18 protein-coding genes and 1 pseudogene are annotated in these 20936 nt (G+C 31.4%); 10 read left to right on the forward strand and 9 right to left on the reverse strand.

Annotated features, from left to right (window positions below; genetic code table 11):
* Positions 1–108, forward strand: a pseudogene (locus FOF46_RS32575) (IS982 family transposase); the annotation flags it as partial.
* Positions 109–136: 28 nt separating this feature from the next.
* Here FOF46_RS32575 and FOF46_RS17845 read toward each other — a convergent pair.
* The 6 genes from FOF46_RS17845 to FOF46_RS17870 all read right to left on the reverse strand — a co-directional run bounded on the left by FOF46_RS17845 (position 137) and on the right by FOF46_RS17870 (position 8023).
* Entirely contained in the window at positions 137–2683 is a 2547-nt protein-coding gene (locus tag FOF46_RS17845; protein ID WP_244299650.1) for a TonB-dependent receptor domain-containing protein, read from the reverse strand.
* Positions 2625–3989 carry an HTTM domain-containing protein gene (locus FOF46_RS17850; RefSeq protein ID WP_143917402.1) on the reverse strand — a complete coding sequence of 455 codons (1365 nt, stop codon included), beginning with the start codon at positions 3987–3989 and terminating at the stop codon, positions 2625–2627. The genes FOF46_RS17845 and FOF46_RS17850 overlap by 59 nt, the downstream gene beginning before the upstream one ends.
* Positions 3979–5121: an imelysin family protein gene (locus tag FOF46_RS17855; RefSeq protein ID WP_143917403.1), complete on the reverse strand. Its 1143-nt coding sequence runs from the start codon at positions 5119–5121 to the stop codon at positions 3979–3981. The genes FOF46_RS17850 and FOF46_RS17855 overlap by 11 nt, the downstream gene beginning before the upstream one ends.
* 111 nt (positions 5122–5232) lie before the next feature.
* Positions 5233–6546: a DUF4856 domain-containing protein gene (locus FOF46_RS17860; RefSeq protein ID WP_143917404.1), complete on the reverse strand. Its 1314-nt coding sequence runs from the start codon at positions 6544–6546 to the stop codon at positions 5233–5235.
* Positions 6547–6678: 132 nt separating this feature from the next.
* A complete protein-coding gene (locus FOF46_RS17865) occupies positions 6679–7140 on the reverse strand; it encodes a heme-binding domain-containing protein (protein WP_143917405.1) in 462 nt (153 codons plus the stop codon).
* 16 nt (positions 7141–7156) lie between these two features.
* Entirely contained in the window at positions 7157–8023 is an 867-nt protein-coding gene (locus FOF46_RS17870; protein WP_143917406.1) for a hydroxymethylglutaryl-CoA lyase, read from the reverse strand.
* A gap of 275 nt (positions 8024–8298) precedes the next feature.
* Between FOF46_RS17870 and FOF46_RS17875 the strand changes: the two genes are divergently transcribed.
* The 7 genes from FOF46_RS17875 (at position 8299) to FOF46_RS17905 (ending at position 15765) form a co-directional block, all read left to right on the forward strand.
* On the forward strand, positions 8299–11271 hold the full coding sequence (locus FOF46_RS17875; RefSeq protein WP_143917407.1) for a hybrid sensor histidine kinase/response regulator transcription factor: 2973 nt from the start codon (positions 8299–8301) through the stop codon (positions 11269–11271).
* Positions 11272–11620: 349 nt separating this feature from the next.
* The gene (locus tag FOF46_RS17880) at positions 11621–11974 is read left to right on the forward strand and encodes a hypothetical protein (protein ID WP_143917408.1); all 354 of its coding nucleotides are present in this window, start codon (positions 11621–11623) and stop codon (positions 11972–11974) included.
* Positions 11975–12007: 33 nt separating this feature from the next.
* On the forward strand, positions 12008–13045 hold the full coding sequence (locus FOF46_RS17885) for an OmpA family protein (protein WP_143917409.1): 1038 nt from the start codon (positions 12008–12010) through the stop codon (positions 13043–13045).
* Positions 12997–13263: an OmpA family protein gene (locus tag FOF46_RS17890; RefSeq protein ID WP_244299653.1), complete on the forward strand. Its 267-nt coding sequence runs from the start codon at positions 12997–12999 to the stop codon at positions 13261–13263. Before FOF46_RS17885 ends, FOF46_RS17890 begins: the two co-directional genes overlap by 49 nt.
* Before the next feature lie 9 nt (positions 13264–13272).
* Positions 13273–14526: a hypothetical protein gene (locus FOF46_RS17895; protein WP_143917411.1), complete on the forward strand. Its 1254-nt coding sequence runs from the start codon at positions 13273–13275 to the stop codon at positions 14524–14526.
* Between the two features lie 51 nt (positions 14527–14577).
* A complete protein-coding gene (locus FOF46_RS17900; protein ID WP_109438030.1) occupies positions 14578–15261 on the forward strand; it encodes a TapB family protein in 684 nt (227 codons plus the stop codon).
* Positions 15262–15285: 24 nt separating this feature from the next.
* Positions 15286–15765 carry a hypothetical protein gene (locus FOF46_RS17905; RefSeq protein ID WP_109438029.1) on the forward strand — a complete coding sequence of 160 codons (480 nt, stop codon included), beginning with the start codon at positions 15286–15288 and terminating at the stop codon, positions 15763–15765.
* Positions 15766–16046: 281 nt separating this feature from the next.
* Here the strand turns inward: FOF46_RS17905 and FOF46_RS17910 are convergent, their stop codons facing one another.
* Positions 16047–17984 (reverse strand): histidine kinase, encoded by a 1938-nt coding sequence (locus FOF46_RS17910; protein ID WP_143917412.1) that lies wholly within the window; start codon positions 17982–17984, stop codon positions 16047–16049.
* Positions 17985–18041: 57 nt separating this feature from the next.
* Here FOF46_RS17910 and FOF46_RS17915 point away from each other — a divergent pair, with 57 nt between their 5' ends.
* Positions 18042–18779: a LytR/AlgR family response regulator transcription factor gene (locus FOF46_RS17915; RefSeq protein WP_143917413.1), complete on the forward strand. Its 738-nt coding sequence runs from the start codon at positions 18042–18044 to the stop codon at positions 18777–18779.
* A 175-nt stretch (positions 18780–18954) separates the two neighbouring features.
* Complete coding sequence (locus tag FOF46_RS17920; protein WP_109438026.1) at positions 18955–19134, forward strand: hypothetical protein; 180 nt, start codon at positions 18955–18957, stop codon at positions 19132–19134.
* A 58-nt stretch (positions 19135–19192) separates the two neighbouring features.
* Here the strand turns inward: FOF46_RS17920 and FOF46_RS17925 are convergent, their stop codons facing one another.
* Positions 19193–19825: a LysE family translocator gene (locus FOF46_RS17925; protein ID WP_407933701.1), complete on the reverse strand. Its 633-nt coding sequence runs from the start codon at positions 19823–19825 to the stop codon at positions 19193–19195.
* Positions 19826–20854 carry a quinone-dependent dihydroorotate dehydrogenase gene (locus FOF46_RS17930; RefSeq protein ID WP_143917414.1) on the reverse strand — a complete coding sequence of 343 codons (1029 nt, stop codon included), beginning with the start codon at positions 20852–20854 and terminating at the stop codon, positions 19826–19828. It lies immediately after the preceding gene.
* Positions 20855–20936: the final 82 nt, after the last annotated feature.

Here is a 20936-nt window from a genome sequence, read left to right on the forward strand (position 1 = left end):
TTTAAAAATAGAATCTTATCAAAGATCACAGCAATGACCATTATTCAATATATCAATAGGTTTGAATTCAACAGAAATATAAACAACCTAAAAATTAATATTAACTAAATGCACAACGGGTTATAATAATTATTTCCTACCATTTAAACTGTAAAGTTGTATACCAGGTTAATGGTTCTGAAGGTATAATTCCTGGACCAGGATAACCTGTAGCCCTTCTTGTAAAATAGCTGTTATCTAATACATTGTTAACTCCTGCTTCAAGTTTTATATTTCTTGAAAATGTATACGACGCCGATATATCTAATATATCATAAGAAGGAATAGCACCGTCAACTCTATCCTCATTTTCTGGATTGTACTGAGAATTTGTTGCGTCGGTAAACTGTTCTGATAGATATGTGTACTGTAAAGAAGTTAAAAAATTCTTATACCCAAATGAGATACCGGTTTTTAAATTTACTTCTGGTATAAATTCTACTTTATTGCCACTAACACTTGTTGATATACTACTTGTATATTCAGAAGTTGTCAATGCAAGATTAGAAAACGCATCCAACTTCAAGTTATCATTCCCTTTAAAGAATGTTTCCTTAAGGCTCCACTGTATTAATGATTCTAAACCTATTATTCTGGCTTTTCCTATATTACCTCTAACCCATTGTGCTCTGAACGGAGGATCATTTCTAAAAGCCTGACCTAATCTATTGTCATACAACAATGAAAATACATTTACATCATAAGAAACCTTTTTCTTAAAAGTTCCCCTTACCCCTAAATCTATCGTATACCCAGTTTCGTCCTGTATACCTGGATCTACTGCAAATGAAGGATTTACGGTTCGAATATCTGAAAATGTAACTGATCGATAATTTTGAGAAAAGTTAAAATAAGATTCAAAATATGATGTTGGTTTATAACTTAAACCTACACCTAATAATAAAAGGTTTCGTTCTCTAACCTCATTATCTGGTGTAAAAATTATCGTAGGATTACTTCCTTGTATACTTGGTCTATTCAAAAATTCTCCAACAGACTCTGTTCTTATATATTCGAATCTGAAACCTGGTGTTACCGAAAAATGATCTGTTAAATTAAAAATATTTTCACCAAATAAAGCTAGGTTTAAGTTTGGATACTTAAAATTATTTTGGTTTGGATAAAAAGGAAATTCGTCTGTTTTAAAGGTAAAATCAGCATCAGTCCCCCTACTTCCTGGTCCTTGTTGAGAAGTATTATTTGCCTTATAAAATTTTGCTCCTAAAAGTAACACTGATGGTTTATCTTTAATAGTATATTCTGTGATAACTCTGGCTTCTGCTCCGAAATTTTTAAATGTCCCTATTAATAAATCTCTTTCAAAATCAAAATTTCCAAATTCATCCGTTTCATCAGGTCCAAAGACATTTGGGTTTTCATTTAATATTATATTACCATCTCCATTAACAAATGATTCAGCCCTTCTAAAACCAATTGCCTTTCTTGAGGCATCAAGCGCAAAAACACTTAATGTCCCATTAACATTATCAGAAAACTTATGATTTAATTTTAAATTGAATAAGTTCCAATCTACACCAAACCAGTTTCTTGTCCTGTTGCTTTGTCTTGGATCTTGTAAAAACTGAACATCTGATAACCCTCCTGCTTGTTGTGCCAAATAATTCAGATGTGTTACTTCAGCTTCAATTTTAGTCTTCTGATTGAATTCGTAGCCAACATGTGCATATGCATTTTTTGAATCAAAACCAGAATTAGGTCTAAATCCATCTCCTTGTTTATAATTGTAATACCCATAATAACTTAACTTATTTGAGGTACCACTAATACTCGTAAAATTTGTAAATAAATTAAAACTACCGACTGAACTTCTAGAAATTATTTCTAAAGGTTTATCTTTATTTGGTTTCTTCGTTACAAAATTTACCAAACCCCCAAACTGAGTTCCATATTGTAAAGATGCAGCACCTCTTATCACTTGAATCTGCTCTAAACCTTCTGTCGGCGGTGTATAGTAACTTTCTGGATACCCTAAAACATCAGCGCTAATGTCATAATCATTTTGACGTGTATTGAAATTTGCTGTTCTGTTTGGATCTAATCCACGTCCACCAATATTAAGCTGCAAACCTCCATCATTACTATCATAAATATTTAAACCTGCCACTTTTGCATATATCTGACGAGCATTATTGGTTGCCTTGTTTGTCAAATCTTGATCGAGCAATACTACTTCGGATTTTTTTCCTGCATAAATATGTGTTCCTTCTACTGGTTTTAATGTTCGTAATCCGAAAGCTTGCTTTTTCTTGTAGTTTAAAACTACTTCAGATAGAACATTACTAAGAGGAACCATTTCAATAGTAAAATTACTGTTATCGCTTAGGTTTATATCTATTTCATAAGTTTTGTAGGAGTACTCAAAAAATATCAATGAATGATTAGAATCTTTACTCAAGGTTGACAAACTCAAACTACCTGTATCATCTGTTTGTCCAATTAACTTTCCTGATTTTGTGTACACTTGTACACCTTGAATTGGCTTCTTTGTATCTGCATCTAAAACTCTTACATTAGCAATTTGTACAGCATATACAGATATTGATACTAAGAAAAATATAAAAAAACTATAACCCTTTAATTTCATCTTCAAATGGCAGGATCCATGTTTTATGCTGGAATCCATCTTTAACTTTTAATAAATCTACTCTTGGGTCTATGTATGGCTGGCTTAATCTTCCGTTTAAGGAAATATACCCTTCTACAAAAACCCCAATATTTTCGTTTTCCAATTCTTTTTTATAATGATCTCCTAAAAAATGTGCATACTCAACAATAAAATCAGGTTGAGTGGACATTTGTTTATTTTGAAAAGCATTTAAAAAATGTTTGTTATCTACAGTAAAGCTATTCCCAGTATCATATTTTACAATTCTAAATGAAGTATACCCTGCTTTTTCCATTAGCATTACCCTCCATGAAAATCGATATCCTTCTTCTGTCCAAAACAATTCACCAGGATACAGTACATAACGAAATGGTAATACTAGTTGAATACTCAAAAACAAACAGACAACCAAAAATACTTTTCTATAAATTCTCGGCAAATATACGTTTCTTACATCATTAACTTTCGATTTAAGTTTTAATATATTTCCTAGCACACGTAAGAATTTTTCATGCAATTCTCCACTAAAAAAAATGAGTGTTGCACAAATCATTACATAAGGGAACACTCCTATAGGAAAAAGTACTCTTGTAAATACATGAAAAATCACAACCAGAATAAAAGCAAAAGGTCTCGTTTTACGAATTAACAATAAGAATGGGATCGTAAGATCATAAATGGCTCCGCTCCAGCTCATCAAATAATGAAACCAAGTATCGTTCATAAATTTTCCTATAATCGGAAAATCAGTTTTAGAGGAAAGCCAAATTTTTAAAGGCTGAGCTCGGAATAACCAATCTGAATTTAATTTAGCCAAACCGGCATAAAAATAAACGACCCCTATTAAAACTTTAATAGCATCTACAGTCCATTTAGGTACATTTTTATAAGACTTATTTTTATAATATGAATCTAAAGAAAAAGTTACATTAAGTGGTAAAAAACATAGCAAAAAACTTAAAATGCTAATGAAGTAATAATGGTTTAGATAAGTTGTTTTATCAATTAATTCTATATAGGTGAATGATAAAAAAAACAAAACTATAGATAGCCTATATTTATATCCAAGAATAATTCCGACACAAGAAATAATTGCAACAAAAAATAGAATATAGGTGTATTCTCCCCAAGTTACTACCCATGAAAATCCGTAGTATTTAAAATGGAAAATTGGTTCTATATAAAACTTATTCACCCAACCTTTAGATAAAAATCTAACAAGACTCATTAGCATTAACATTCCAAATAAAATACGAAAAGCGGCTAGTGTAGCCGCTCTCGATGTCTTATTTAGATATACGTTAATAGCTTGTTTAATCTCCATCACTATCTACAAAGTCAATTGTAAGATTAAATGCATTAATAGCATTTGATTTAACCGCAACTACAAATTCCTGGATAGCATCAAAAACTGCATCAAAATTAGGGTTGTAGTCTTGTGTTTGTTGATAAAAATTATCTGTTATATTATTATTAGCAGCATCAATATTACCAAACAAACTAATGATATAATCATCCAAAAGGGTTTCATTACCATTAATTAATATGGTTGTTCCCAAATTTTGTAGATATTCTTGTAATCCTACGGTATTATTATTTGTATAACTTCTTCCATAGTAAAAATCCTGAATGGCATCATACGCTTCTAAATATAAAATCTTAGAATTTTCTGGACTATATAATGACTCAACAAAATTAGGACTTGTAGATACAGAAATTGTTGGAAAAATTTCTCTATTTCTTGTCCCAGAAGGTGTAGCAATTTTTGCCTCTCTAAAAGATTTTTCAGTGTATTGTACAAAATCATTTACCTGTCTACTGAAATAAGAACTAATTGAATTATCTACACTATTTATGTTACTATCTTTAGTAGTTTCAAAATCATTCAAAGCAGTAGTCGTTATAGTTACCATTCTTTCAGATAATAATTTTAAATAGTTTTTGTACTTAGCTTCTCCATATCTAGTAATGATATCATTGTCTGTTGACTCCAAACCATTTAACAAATAATCCATAGCTGGTAAACCTTGAGTTGGATTTAATACCGTTCTATTTAAATCTACTGGAGTAGCACTATTTATATTCTCTGTTATTTTAGTAACATCGGTAGGGTAAGTATTCATATCTAATGAATATCCTGATGCATAGAAAAACATTTCCACATGTTGCCATACTTTATAGGCTTCGAATAAGTCTGCTCTAACTGTAGCTAATTTAGTCGCATCAGGTACATCTGTAAACAATGTAACAGAATTATTTAATGTTTCTAGTTTACTCTTTAGATCACTAGTGGCTGGTGATAAAAGGTTATTAACCCAACTGGTTGTTAAATTAACTCTATCAAAATTATCATCTGTTCCTCCTGTTCCTCCTTCTCCAGAAGAACTATCATCACTCGAACAAGAAACCAAATAGAGTAATGTTAGAATTGGAATTATATATACTATTTTTTTCATAAAAAACTTAAAGTATAATTAAAATTAAAAACACAAAGGGATAAATATTTTTCTCCCTTTGTGCAAATATAATTGTATGTATTGTTTTCGTTAAATACATTTCATCCTTATCTAAGGATTTACATCATCTAAAGTCCAAGATAGTCCTCCAACACTTTTGGCTGCAATTGCATCAGCAGTATCTCTTAATTGAGTTGAAGTTACATCCCACAATCCATTTCCTGCATCTAAAGTTGATAAGAAACCATCAACTTCAGCATCGGTAAAGTATTTAGCTCCAGTAGCATTTACCAAGTAACGTAAACTATTTACGAAACCATATCCTTCACAAAGATCATGGAAAGCATCTTCTCTTTTTCCAGGGCCAGCTCCAGCCGCGTCAATAATTTTTGCACCAGCACTTAAATAGTGCACAGCTCTTACCGCGATAACCAATCCTAGTTTTTCACGCAAAACTCCGATTTGAGTATCTCTCAGTGTATAATTTTTCTCTGCAATTGCAATTCTTCCTGTTACGAAAGCTTCAAAGATTTGTCTTTCTGTACCAGCAAACTTAGATAAACCATCTACGTTATCAATATATTTGTAAATTAAGTTCTGGCTAGAAGTGTTACCATAAATATAACCAAAAGCTTCATCCCAATGGTGTTCCATTGTAGTATAACTTTTATCTTCAGCTACAGTTCCTGCATCATTTAATGCACGGTAATCACCGTTAGAAGTATCTCCGTTTTCATTATCCAAACGGTTTAAGTAATGATTTACAGCTTGATCATAAGCTAGAGCACCAGCTAAAGACTTTGTAAATAATTGATCTAACTCACGACCTTTTGCATCTACATATCTTGTAGAGCCATCACTATCTCCAAAAGTACCTGCTTGACCAGAAGCTGCAGTTGTCATCCAATTATCTAATACGTCTTGATGACCAGTGATAAAAGCATCGATAGCATTTACATTTATCTGACCCTGACCAGAAGCATTAGATCCATTAAATAAATCAATGGAAGAAGAAGATTTCGATCTTACAATTTTAGTAGTTCCATTTAAACTAGTATCTGTAAATCCAGCACTTTCTCCATCTTGACCTTCAAATTTTAATCTTATATCTGCAACACTAGTCTCAGATTTTAAATTTTTCCCTATTTCTACAGCTTGCATTAAACGAGTAGTTTGTCCACTAAAACTTACTGTAGAGTTCCCATCTCTAGTAAACAAAGTAGAATAATTACTGATATAATCATTATTGTAATCTCCATTATCAGCTCTAGAAAAATCATCACCGGTAATGACCTGCTCTAAATTGGGAATATTCAACACTGGTCCAGCTGGCTCTGCTGGCCCATTATCATCATCTGAAGAACAAGATCCCAATATAAAGGCTCCTGATAAACATATTATTTTAAATAAACTTTTAATTTTCATCACTTTTTTATTTAGACTTAATATCAATAACTAATAAGTTTGCAAATATATTCATCAAAATAGAATTGACAAACTTTATTTGTAATAAATCTAAATAAAATTAGAGAAATAACATTTACATAAGGTAAACGCTTATTCTGTAGTATATTGAGTCCTTAATGTATTAACCCAATTGATTAGAATTTCCTTTTCCTGATCATTTATGTTTCCATGAAGCCAGGTATATGAGGAAAGAGGCATTTCTTCCTCTTCTACTTCCTCGACTAGCTCTTCTAGTTTATGATCTTTCTTTTTATTAGAATATTGCTCCCAACCCGAAACATCAAAATGTTCTTTACCTTCATCAATATGATCTGATAACCAATATGACACAGGAGCTATTTCTGCATACCAAGGGTATTTGGTATGATTACTATGGCAGTCATAACAATTATTTCTTAATATCGACTTTACCTCTTCATTAGGTTGTGTTTCTTTTTCAAAAAAAGCTACGGCTGTTGCATAATCAGACTCATTTTTATCAGGCCTGATAAACTGCATAATAACTAATGCCAATAATGCTAATAAACCTACAATTCTGATACTTTTTTTCATTCTAAAAATTCGTTGTTTAATGATATGTACTAAAAATCTTTGTTGCTTCATTATAAGAGGACTCAAAACTTAACGGTCTGATATTAGTATCTGCCTTTAACGTTGTAAAATACGAAACCATACGTTCTGTAGGCATGTTACCTGTTAATTCGTCTTTTGCCATAGGACATCCTCCAAATCCTTGTATAGCTCCATCGAATCTTCTGCATCCAGCTTTATATGCAGCATCTACTTTTTCAAACCAAGTCGTTGGAGTAGTATGAAGATGTGCTCCAAATTCTATATCTGGATATTTAGGAATCAAATTGGAAAACAAGTACTCAATAATCTCGGGAGTCGATGTTCCTACGGTATCAGATAAAGAAAGGATTTTTGCTCCCATCTTACTAAGTTTTTCTGTCCACTCACCTACGATATCTACATCCCATGGATCTCCATATGGGTTACCAAACCCCATAGATAAATATGCTACAACCTTTTTATTTGCTTTATCAGCGATATTGAGTATTTCTTGTAACGTAGCAACAGACTCAGCAATAGTTTTATGTGTATTACGCATCTGGAAGTTTTCAGAAATAGAAAAAGGATATCCCAGGTAATCAATAGCTTCATGTTGTACTGCATCATTTGCACCTCTAACATTTGCAATAATAGCTAACAATTTACTTTTTGTATCACTAAGATCCAGCCTAGACAGAACCTCTGCTGTATCCACCATTTGAGGGATTGCTTTTGGAGATACAAAACTCCCAAAATCAATGGTATCAAAACCACATCTTAATAAAGATTGAATATATTGAACCTTTTTCTCGGTAGGAATAAACTCTTTTATACCCTGCATTGCATCTCGCGGGCATTCAATTATTTTTACATTTTCTGTCATTTTAGAATAGCAAACTAAGAAATATTCAATTCTGAGTATAAAAGTATGATTATTTTTCAGAATCAAGAGCATTAAAATAAATCGAACTTCTTAAGAATATTTTTTCAGATAAATACTCGGTCCCAAAACATACTCATTATTACCATAAAGAAATTAAGCAGTTCTATATTTCTTCTAGAGCATATGTAACATCAATTGGTTACATATCTTACACATATAAGTATTTGATTTATTTATAATTGCTATATTTATTACAACTAATCAAATCGTATTTTATGCGAAATATAATATTATTCTTTTCGCTCTCTTTTTCGTGCTTTATTTTCGGACAAAAAACAAAAAAAACCGACTCCTTAAAAACAGTCTTATTAAATGTAAAAAACGATAATCAACGCTTAGAAGCATTAAATTCTATTTTACTCGAATATCTATTAATAAGTCTTGATTCAGCAAAAGTTTATAAAGATAAGGTTATAAAATTATCAAACAGGATTGAAAACAAAGATCTCGCTATTAAAGGTTATAACGGATCTTCAAACTATTTTTATTACAACTCAGAAATCGACAGCTCATTATTTTACGTAAAAAAAGCACTTTCACTGCTCAATAATTCTGATAATTACAAACTACAATCTGACTTATATAGAAAACTTGCTATTTTAAGTGTTACTAACTCAGACTTTAAGAACTATGAAAAATATAGTCAATTAGCCTTAAAACAAGCCATTTTAGCCAATGATTGGACGTTGCAAAGCTCTGCATTAGTTGTTATTGGAAATCAATATTATAGAAAAAATGATTACTCTAATGCTCTAAAGTATTATATAAAAATTGATTCCCTACATTCTGCAAATGATAGTATTACACGAAATCTTTCAATTGCTTATGAAAACATTTCACTAATTTATATTGATTTAAAAAATGAAAAGGCCATAGAGTATCTCGATAAGAGTCAGGAAGTTCATAAAAAAATGAAAAATGAAGTGGGGATTAATAATACTGATCGTTTAAGAGCTAATTATTATAACAAGATAGAAGACACTGAAAAAACAATATTTTATCTAAACAAAGTATTACCTTTTTATGAGTCTTATGGTGAACCCACTAAACTTGTCGAAGTCTATACCGAATTAGCTCGGTATTATTCTTACATAGGAGAATTTGATAAAGCAGAGCCGTTATTAAAAAAAACAAAATTGATTACAGATAATAACTCTAATAGAATTTCTGAAAATCAAATGCAATATAGTTATGGTGTTTTTTATCTTAGAAAAAAAATGTTCAATGAGGCTATAGAATACTTTAATGCCGCACAAACTACAGCTCCTCCCAATGGAACTGAATATTATCTGGGAGAGCGCAAAGAAATTTCTGAAGGATTGTCAGAAGCATATGCAGGTATAAAAGATTATAAAATGGCATATGATATTAATAAAAGACTACTATCTCTCAATGATAGCATAAATATTCAAAATAAGAAAAAAATAACGTTTGAACTCGAAACCAAATATCAAACAGAAAAAAAAGAACAAGAAATAGCGTTGTTAAAATCACAAAAAGAACTTGCAGAACAACAAAAAAAGAGTCAGCGTAATCTGTATATGGGAGGAATGGGCATTACTACTTTAGTCGGAATCTTTCTCTTTGTATTATATCGAAATCGACAAAAAACAAACAAGAAATTAAAGAAACTTGACAAAGCAAAGTCACACTTTTTTTCAAACATATCACACGAACTTAGAACTCCACTTACCTTAATATCTGGTCCCATACAAAATAAATTAGACGATAAAAACCTCACAGATAAAGATCGATCTGATTTTGAATTGGTATTGAATAATAGTAATAGGATTTCTGAGCTTGTCAATCAATTATTAGACATTTCCAAAATTGAAGCTGGTAGTATGACTTTATCCCTACAAAAGGTACATCCCATGCAACAAATAAATGCTATTATTAAAGATTTTGAATATGCCACAGGCCTAAAAAACATTAATTTCCTAACCTATATTAATAACCATGAAGAGGAAGGATGGTTGGACCGGGATGCAGTACACAAAATTGTAACAAATTTAGTTTCGAACGCCATAAAATATACTCCAGAGAACGGATCCATTATATTTAATGCACATATTAAGAAACATAAACTTTTTATCGATATAAAAAATACAGGCGATGGTCTAACCAAAGAACAACGTCAATTAGTTTTTAAACGATTTTATCAAACGCATAGTGAACAATCAGGATCGGGTGTTGGCTTAGCTTTGGTTAATGAACTTATCAAATTGCATGAAGGAAATATAACCGTAGATAGTAGACTAAATGAATGGACAAGTTTTAACCTATCTATATCTCTGGATAAGAAATCAATCAAAAATGCAGAAGTTATAGAAGATAATACGAATATAGATAATGCATCTCCATATCAGAATCATTATGAAGTCACTAATACCTCTTCAAACAAAACTGACACCGATCATACCAATGAAGAACTTCCTATCGCATTAATTGTTGAAGACAATAAAGATCTTAATCATTTACTACAAGAAAATTTCAAAAATCACTATAAAGTCATTAGTGCACAAGATGGTTTAGAGGGGTATGAATTAGCTTTGCAGTACATTCCTGATATTATCATTTCTGATATTATGATGCCCAAAAAAGATGGTATTGAACTTACAAATGAGCTAAAAAATGATGAACGCACCAGTCATATTCCTATTATTTTACTAACCGCCAAAGCTGGTGAAGAAAATGAATTATCAGGATTACAGATTGGAGCTGACGAGTACATTACAAAACCTTTCAATCAAAAAATACTCACTACAAAAGCTTCTAATCTTATAACCATTAGAAAGAAACTACAATTGCGCTATAGCCAGGAAGTTATTTTAACTCCTAAGGATATAGCAATTACTCCAATAGATGAGAATTTCTTAAATAAAGTACAGAAAGTATTAGACAAACAGCTTATAGAATCTTCTTTTAGTGTAGAAGAATTTAGCAAAGCTATAGGCATGAGTCGTATGCAATTGCATAGAAAACTAAAAGCATTAACAGGTCTTACCTCTTCAGAGTTTGTAAGATCTCAACGTCTCAAACTTGCAGCTCAACTACTTCAAAGTTCTGATACTAATATATCTCAGGTTGGCTATGCTGTTGGTTTTAATGATCATTCATATTTCACTAAATGCTTTAAAGAAATGTATGCTTGTACGCCAACAGAGTACGCTATAAAAGATAGCTAATAGCTATTATTCCTCCTTTTAGTAAAACATAATGCAATAAAACCTTTATGAAAACAAGGGGTATTCACCCTATTCAGGCTATGTTACATAATTCATAGCCTTTGTTACATACCTCATAATCAACTGCTTTTACATATTCTAGTTTTACCATCACATCTAAATCCCAAACCTGATGTATCGATCGTGTTTGTATGAATAAGAAATTAAAAAACTATAAAGGCAACATAAATCGCATCCCTAATAACAATATATACTTAAATATTAATCATTTAGAAACTGGAACCTACACGCTAAAAATTATACATAAAAACAAAGTAATTAAGAAAGTGGAATTTAAAAAGTAAAAAACATGAAAACAATACAAATTTTAGTACTAGGAATAGTCTTTTTCACTATCCAATTAACAAATGCTCAACAAACAAGCACTACCAAAACAGAAAAGAATAATCTAAAGCAAGATAACCTTTTGGATATGCAAACAAACGTATTATCGGGTTTGTTTGGGGAAAATTTAGATGGAAAAACGAATGGGAAAACGATAGGTTTTTTAGAAATACTAGAAAAGACAGACCTCCCTGCCGAACAAAAATTAGAATATAAAAACATGTATTACTTACAAGCTAAAGAACTTACTCAAAAACAAAAAGATTCATTAGGCAAAGCAATTGAGAAAAAAATATTGGAAGCTCAACGAGATTATTAAGAATTATTAAGGGGAATAAAAAACAAAAAAAAGATGAACACTACAAAAACACTTTGCATTCTTGTTGCACTATTTAGTATTGCCACAAGTAATGCTCAATTATTAGAGAAGCTAGGTAAAAAGGCCGAAGAAGCTGCAAAACGTACGGTTGAAAGACGTGTAGAGCGAGAAACAGAAAAAAAAACCGATAAAGGTCTTGACGGAATTTTTAAAAAGAAAAGAAAAAAGAAGAAAAACAAAAAACAAAAAGAAACAAAAGATAAAGCTCCGATCATAAGTTCAGAAGGGTATAAAATTAATCGAGCTTCGGATTTTGTAACCGGGAATACTATTGTTTTTCAGGATAATTTCACAAACGATCTTCAAGGTGATTTCCCTGTCAAATGGGATACAAATGGTTCAGGTGAAATTGTAATCATCAATAATAGTAAATGGTTCCGTTTAGGTGGCAATTCCAAGTATGTTCCAACAACTAAAGAAGCTTTACCAGAGGATTATACGATCGAGTTTGATCTTCTTACCCAAGGATTAGATAAAAAAACCAGTTCTCAGGCTTGGATTAGACTTCTTTTAGAAGATAATACAGGTTTTCAAAGATCAGAAAACTGGTGTATGGTAGAGCTTTCGCCTTGCCAATTTATACAATCCCCGGGAGTTGTAGAAAAAGTAGCAAATGGACAACGGCAAATTCGCAATGCTATAGGTAAAGATTATCGTACTCAAATAGATGGAAAATCACATATTGCTATCGCTATTAATAAAACACGTATGCGGGTTTGGATGAACGAAAACAAAATAGTGGATGTCCCAAGATTGGTTCCGCAAGGGGCTAATGTATTTAAAATTCATACTAAAGGACTGAGAGATGCCAATGACAAAGACGAAGTATACATTTCTAATTTCAAGATTGCCAAAAGTGGAGAAGACAATCGAAGTAAACTTGTCACAGAAGGACGATTATCTACCAATGCAATCCTTTTAAAACAGGGTCTGCTACCATCACTGGAGGCTCTGAAACTGTCATCAAAGAAGTCGCTAAAGCCTTACAAAGTGTGTCAGATATGCAAATAAAAATTATAGGTCATACAGATTCAGATGGAAATGCTGAAACGAACAAAGTATTATCTAAACAAAGAGCTAAGGCTGTTAAAATGATGCTTGTTGAGCAATATGATATACGCTTTAGTCGAATCCAAATAGAAGGAAAAGGGGAAGCAAATCCGATTGCAGATAATAATTCAGCACAAGGAAAAGCAAAAAACCGAAGAGTCGAATTTGTAAAACTTTAAACTTAACTCATGAAGAAGTCAAAACACATTGTATACACCTTATTATTTTGTTTATCAATAAGTACATTCCTGTCTTGTTCTAGCGATGACAACAATCCTGGAATAGATCTAAATCAAGAAATCGTATTAGCGACATTTGATTATTCTAATCTTAGTGTAAACAGTTTACCCAATATGATTATAGCCAACGATGCTAATGGTGAGTTATTAACTAGTATAGAAACCAATAAAATTCCAGGGGTTTATGCACTGACCGCAAAGGGATATTCAGCGAGTAGTTTTATGCTGACTACATTGCTAGAAACAGATCGCTATAAAAGTCTCTCAACCATCAAAAATGTACCTGTTGGCAGTAAAGGTACTGCTCCTAATCGAAGCCTTACTTCAAATGGTACTTTAAAGGTCACCTTATCTCTAACATCTGATATACAGGTAAACAGTTTTTTTATTGATGGATTAAGAGGTATTTCTGATAGCACTAACGATATTGATCCTTCTTCAGGAACCATAACAAGAACATTTGCATACAACAAAGAAGCCTCTGCCTCTAAACTTTTTTTAAAAATAGAGTATAGAACGAGTACAACTCCTGCAACCTTTACCTACAAATGGTTAGAGAATTATAAAGAAACAGATGATGTGACATTAACACTCGAAGATTTTACAATAGCTTCGAGCATACCAATAGTTGTAGATGATGAAGCCGATTTCTCATCTGTTAGGGTGCTTGGTATCTATGAAAATAATTATACTGTAAATCTAAGAGGTAATTTTTCTGAACGCCTACAAATCACAACAGGTATTGATGAGTACATTGTTAACTATGACGGAGAGTACCCAAATTCAAATCATAGTAAAACATTACGATCAAGCACTTTTCCCGATAATATATCTATCACAAGACCAGATTGGGATTTTAACTATGATTCGAGCTCAGAAAATTTACAATTACAGACATCTGGGGATTACCTTTTTAGCAATATATATACTGAAATGATTAGAGAAGGAGAAAAAGATTTAGAATGGTTTATTGCAATTCCAAATAATGAAGATAAGACTTTTGTTGTACCTCAACTTCCCGAAAGTCTTTCTGGTTTTGAGAACTATTTTGAGGACACTTCTAAATTCGATTCTCATTCTGCCGACATAATTGATTTAGCAAACGACAATGGTTATGAAGATTATATCAAAAGTTCAATCGATAGAACCTATGATATTTTTGATCAAAGTAATGAGATCATTTCAATCTATTTTAACCGATAACTTCAAGAGAGAAAAATCTCTTTAAACACATTACATCAATAATATAAACTCATGAAAAACATTTTAATACTAATTGCATTGTTGATGTTAACATCGACATATGCCCAGGATAACTGTAGCAAATTTTATGCTACTCAAGAAGGTAAAAAATTAACCATATACCAGTATGACAAAAGAGAAAATCTTGAAATCATTAGCGAGTATAGAGTCAAAGAAGTAGAAAGTACTGGGGGGCAAAGTATCATTACTATTGCAATGGACTTAACAGATGGTAGAAATAATAAACACATCATTTCTTCATCATTTAAAGCTCGTTGTTCGGGCAGAACTACTCACTTGGATCCAGAATCTTTTATTGCACCAGGAATACTGGATCAATATAGTGATATGGAATATAGTATCACAGGTGATGATATCTCCATCCCCAATCATCTTGAAGTAGACCAGGAGCTTCCTAATGCATCTGTACATATGTCAGTAAATGCTGGTATTATGAATATCAATACAACCACAACTATGTCTGACAGAAAAGTAATTGCCAAAGAGGAGATTACCACTCCTGCGGGAACTTTTGATTGTTATGTCATTACCTATACAAATACCTTGACTATGGGCATGGCTAAAACTTTTTATTCTAAACAGTGGATTTCAGAAGGTGTGGGTATGGTCAAAGAAGAAACTCGAAAATCAAACGGAAGATTAGTTACCAGGAGTATTTTACATCAAATCAATTAATATAAATAATTAAAATTCTACATCATGAAAACAAAAAAAGTAAAATCACAGTACATTTTTTTAATCCTTATTGTTTTATTCACATTTAGTTGTTCAGACGGAGAAGATGGTGCCATTGGACCAGTTGGTCCACAAGGTGAACAAGGAGTTAACGGACAAGATGGTAATGCCAACGTAGTTAATGTTACAATTGATGATTTTGATCTAGAAATAGGAAATAATGTCATTGATATTCCAGAATTAACACAAGAAATATTCGACACAGGCTTTGTTTATGGTTATGTTACAGTACCTGGTAATACTTTTTGGGAAACTTTACCACTTTCCCTTGCTACGGATGTAGCTTTAGAAATTGACCGAATTGAAGTTGGACAACTTACCTTACGCTCTACTTTTGCTCAAAATCTAAGGTTTAGGTTTATATTGGTCGAGAGCAGTAATGTAAATAGTGTAGATTTTTCCAATTTTCTAGAGGTCAAAGAATATTACAATCTAAAAAATTAACTTAAGTCAAAAGGGATTTACATTAATGGTTATTATGCTGTGATAAAACACTTTGATAAGGGAAAATAATATTAGCAACTTGTTGATCATTTAATAGAATCCTATTACACTACATTATCTATATAAAACCAAGGCTGCGATGTCTTGGTTTTATTTCGTTATTCCTATTTCCCAGAAAACAGAATAAAAATTCCTATGCCAACAAAAACAATAATACGAAGCCGTTTTAAAACTACTCCTACCTTTTAGTCTTTTTTTTAGACAACAATCTTTACATAAGATCATTCCAAAATATATGGAAGATAAACATCAACCCTAGACCCTTTATTATCGGTGTTTTCAATAACATCAAACCTCGCATCAACCTTAAAAGATCTTGAATATATTTTAAATCTATCTTTTAAGATCGAACCTGATAGTGATTCATATCCCGAGTTTTTAGCTTTTATTTCCTGTCCTTTGGCATAACCAACCCCATTATCTATGATACTACTTTTTATTAGTTTTTCGTTATCATCCATGATAATCTTTAATGTTATTTCACCATCCTTAACAGCTGCAATACCATGCTCTATCGCGTTCTCTACAAAGGGTTGTATAAACATAGGAGGCACCAAAATATTCTGAACATTCAACCCTGGATCGATCTCTACTACATGATCAAATTTTTGAGAAAAATTAGATTGCAGCTCTAAGTAATCCTTCACCGTTTGTATTTCTTCTTCTAAAGAAACAAACTCTTCTCTGGAATTTTCTAATATGGATCGTAATAGATTACTCAATTTTAAAGTATAAGGTATTACATTTTTAGATTCGTTTGAAGTTAAAGAAACAATTGTACCCAATGAATTGAACAAAAAGTGTGGATTAAGCTGTGAACGAAGTAAACGTTGTTCTAAAATTGTAGTTTTATATTTACTTTTTAATTTATTTTGTCTGAACAATACAATGCCTAATATTAGAAATGAAAGAAACAATCCGATAATGACCCAATTGATGATATTCCTTTGTTTAATAATAGTTTTTTGTTGTGTGGTTATTTTTTCTAGCTTAGAGATAGAAGCATCTTTTTCTTTTAATTCAAATTCAGAAGCATATAGTTGCAGTTGCTTAGCTATACTTTTTTCATGATATGTTATTAGATATTCATTCAGTTCGCTTAGGATAGATGTGCTTTTTTCGTGTGCTCCTTGTTTAAAATACACCTTATTCAAAAAATCACAAACTCTTATATACAAATTCCTTTCATCTCTAGTATAATTATATTTTTTTCTCAGAGAATCTCGAACCCTGTTCAATACAGTTTCAGACTCATTAAGGTTATCTTGATAAAAAAGCATGTAACCATAACTAATTAGTGGGCTTAATTTAGACTTACTAGACAATAAATCAGAATTGATCAATTCTTTATCTAAAAAAATTTTATTTGCTTTTGAAAAATTATTATATGCCGAATCTTTTTGATTTTGGTACAAAGCAATATCGCCCAGAGCATCCAGTGCTCTAACTTGATTTATAAAAAAAACGTCTTTATCATAATTATCATTATCAAGTAATATTGTATCCTTATACATTCTTAAAGCTTCGTTAAAATGCACTTTTGCAGAATCATACTTCTTTTTGTGTTTATATAAATAACCAATATCTAACCTATTATTAATTACCTCAAATCTATAATTAGCCCATATTGAATCTCTAAAAGCTTCTTTTCTTGCTCTCAATGCCAGGTCTATATCTCCTAAATCTATATGGATATAAGATATTCTTTCTAAAATATAAAATCGCCATGATTTTTTGTCTGGTGATTCTGGATACTGGGATGTGAGTTCTAACCCTCTATAAAGCGTCTGTAAAGCGGTAAGTGGTCTTGTTGCAAAATACTCTCGTAAACCTTTAATGTAATATGCTTTATGCGCTATACCATCTGCTCCCGGATGCCCCTGTTCTAATGATTCATACGCTTTAATAGCTTTATGAGCATTTGACAATGCAGAATCATTTTCAAGCTTAAATAAATGTACATAGCTTTTAAAAGTATAATACTTTGTCCATCCCTTAAGAGATTTATCCTTGTTCAGACTATATTTAATCTTACTAATGTATGGTCGATTAGTTTTGGCAAAAGAAATAGTATCAATAGTATGTTGAGAAAGTATTTCTTGTGAAGAAGAATCAAAACTTAAGAATACAAAAACTAAAATAAAAAAAAGTCCTTTCAAGGTTGTATTATTTGCGTGGTAAACATAAATTTAGTGCACGAATTTACATTTATTTTTATGATTAATGTTGTTATTATTGAAAATGATAAAGATGCATCAAATTATCTCTCTAAACTTCTGAAAAAAAATGTTTTAGAGCTAAATATTGTAGGTTCGGCAACAACTGTTAAAGAGGGTATTTCTCTTATTTCTTCTTCTTCTCCAGAATTGGTTTTTCTAGATATACATTTAGACGATGGCATGGGCTTTGAAATTCTAGATGCGATACACTCTAAAGATTTTGAGGTTATCTTTATTACCGCATATGATAGTTATTATGAAAAAGCTATGGAGCATTTTGCTTTTAACTATTTGTTAAAACCAATTGATCCTATACTTCTTGAAAAGGTAATTAGCAGATATGAGCAAGTCAAGTCTCGCCATAGTAATCACAATAAATACGTTCACTTTCAAGAATTTATACGAGAGCAGAACTCAAAAATTCTTATACAAAGTGGTCAATATTATAAATCTGTATTTCTTGAAGAAATAATTTCATGTAAAGCAGACGGAAACTATACAACCATTGTCTTAAAAGACAAAAAAGAAATCTTAGCAAACAATATCTTGAAGCATTATGACAAATTACTGTCTAGTCGTGGTTTTTTTAGAGTAAACCGTTCTTGTCTTATAAACACTTCTCATATTGATTCCATTTTTAGGAAAGAAACGATTATTTTGACAAATGGGGATAAGATTCAAGTTGCTTTTAGAAATAGGGAGCAATTATCTTATCTCTTAGATACACTTAAATAATAACTCTATACGCTTATCTTAAAATCCTTTTTACTTATTTATTTCTTTATTTATTCACCCTTAATTCAATCTAATTTTGAATATCATCTTACAACTGACAGTAGGTTATGATAGACATAATTGTGAATGTCTCTAAAGGATCGCAAATAATCTAATTTTCGAAAAATAAACCATTATGTTAAAAAGCATTTTAAATTTAGAAGGAGCAAAAGAATTAAACAGAAAACAATTAACTACTCTTAAAGGAGGTGGAACTGGTGGAGGAAATGGTGCTGGAGATTTTAACGCGTATTGTTGGGAAAATGGAATACTGCACCCTTGCAAAGAGGATGAAAGCGAAGACGATAAAGCTTAAAAGAAATCTTTCTTATTAGAAAAAAATAGACTCTCTTAAAATTAAGACAGTCTATTTTTTATTTTTCAGAAAGAAGAATAAAAATTCCAATTCCAATAAATACTATAATCTGAAGCCATTTTAAAACCACTCCAACTTTTGAACTCTTTTTTAAATAGCCGGATATTGCACCAGCCAGGACAGCTATAGATCCAAAAACAAAAATTCCGGTAAGTACAAACAGTATACCTAGGACATAAAACTGTACTACATTACTTATCGTTTTACTGAACAAGAATCCTGGAAAAAATGCCAAAAAGAAAATAGAGACTTTTGGATTTAGAACATTCATAATAAATCCTTGTTTAAATAATTGACTTAAACTCTTTTTTTCTACTGTTTCAGCTTCCAAATTCAAAGCATCATCACTTCGAAATACTCTAAATGCAAGAAAAAACAGATATAAAGCACCAAAAAGTTTTATGATAAAAAACAACAAGTCACTTTGTTTAATTATTGCTGAGACTCCAAATGCTACTAAAGTAGTATGCACAAAACACCCTGCCATTAATCCCATGACGGTCGCAAATCCGTATTTCTTACCATTTACGATACTCTGCATGAGTACATAAATATTATCTGGACCCGGAGAAATTGCTAATGCTGTAGACGCAATAATAAATGTATAGAGAATGTCGTAGTTTATACCCATCTATATGGTTTTGCGTAGCAATGTTTTATTTATATCCTTTATCAGCTTGGGCCCCTCATAAATAAAACCAGTATACAATTGTATTAAACTTGCCCCGGCCTCTATCTTTTCTATAGCATCCTGAGCACTATGTATGCCTCCTACTCCAATTATCGGGAAGGCTTTATTACTTTTTTCTGATAAAAACCGAATAACTTCTGTAGAACGGTTTGTTAATGGCTTACCGCTTAACCCTCCATTTTCTTTTATTAATTTAGCATCAGAATTTAAGTCCTCTCGTGAAATTGTTGTATTAGTTGCAATAACTCCTGCTATTTTGGTCTCTTTGACAATATCAATGATATCGATGAGTTGCTCATCGGTTAAATCTGGAGCTATTTTTAGTAAAATGGGCTTTTGAGAAGCTTTTTGATTATTTTTTACCTGTAGTGTATTTAATAATGTTGTTAGAGGTTCTTTATCTTGTAGCGCTCTTAAGTTAGGTGTGTTTGGTGAGCTCACATTCACTACAAAATAGTCTACATGATCAAAAAGAGCATCAAAACATATCTTGTAATCCTCTACCGCTTCTTCATTAGGAGTAATTTTATTCTTGCCTATGTTACCACCTATCAAAACTCCTTTATTCTTTTTTAGTCGTTGTACCGCATCTTCTACTCCTCCATTATTAAATCCCATTCTATTAATAATAGCACTATCCGACTTTAATCTAAACAATCTTTTTTTAGGATTACCACTTTGTCCTTTTGGAGTCAATGTTCCGATTTCTATAAAACCAAAACCAAAATTATGAAGTTCATTGTATAATTTTGCATCTTTATCAAAACCAGCAGCTAACCCAACGGGGTTTTTAAATGTTAATCCAAACACTTCTCTTTCTAATCTGGGATCATTAACCTTATACATTCCTCTAAAAACAGATGACATTAAAGGAATTTTGGATAAAATTCTAATCATTTTAAAAGTAAAATGATGCACATTTTCTGGATCAAATAAGAATAATATAGGACGTATGAGGAATTTATACATTAAATATAATTTTGCGCAAAAATAAGTCATACAAGGTTCTAATAAAAACGTATTTTTGAATTCTTCAGATATATAAAATATT

Origin of the sequence: Aquimarina algiphila (genome assembly GCF_007489275.1) — a bacterium.
Classification (GTDB): Bacteria; Bacteroidota; Bacteroidia; order Flavobacteriales; family Flavobacteriaceae; genus Aquimarina; species Aquimarina algiphila.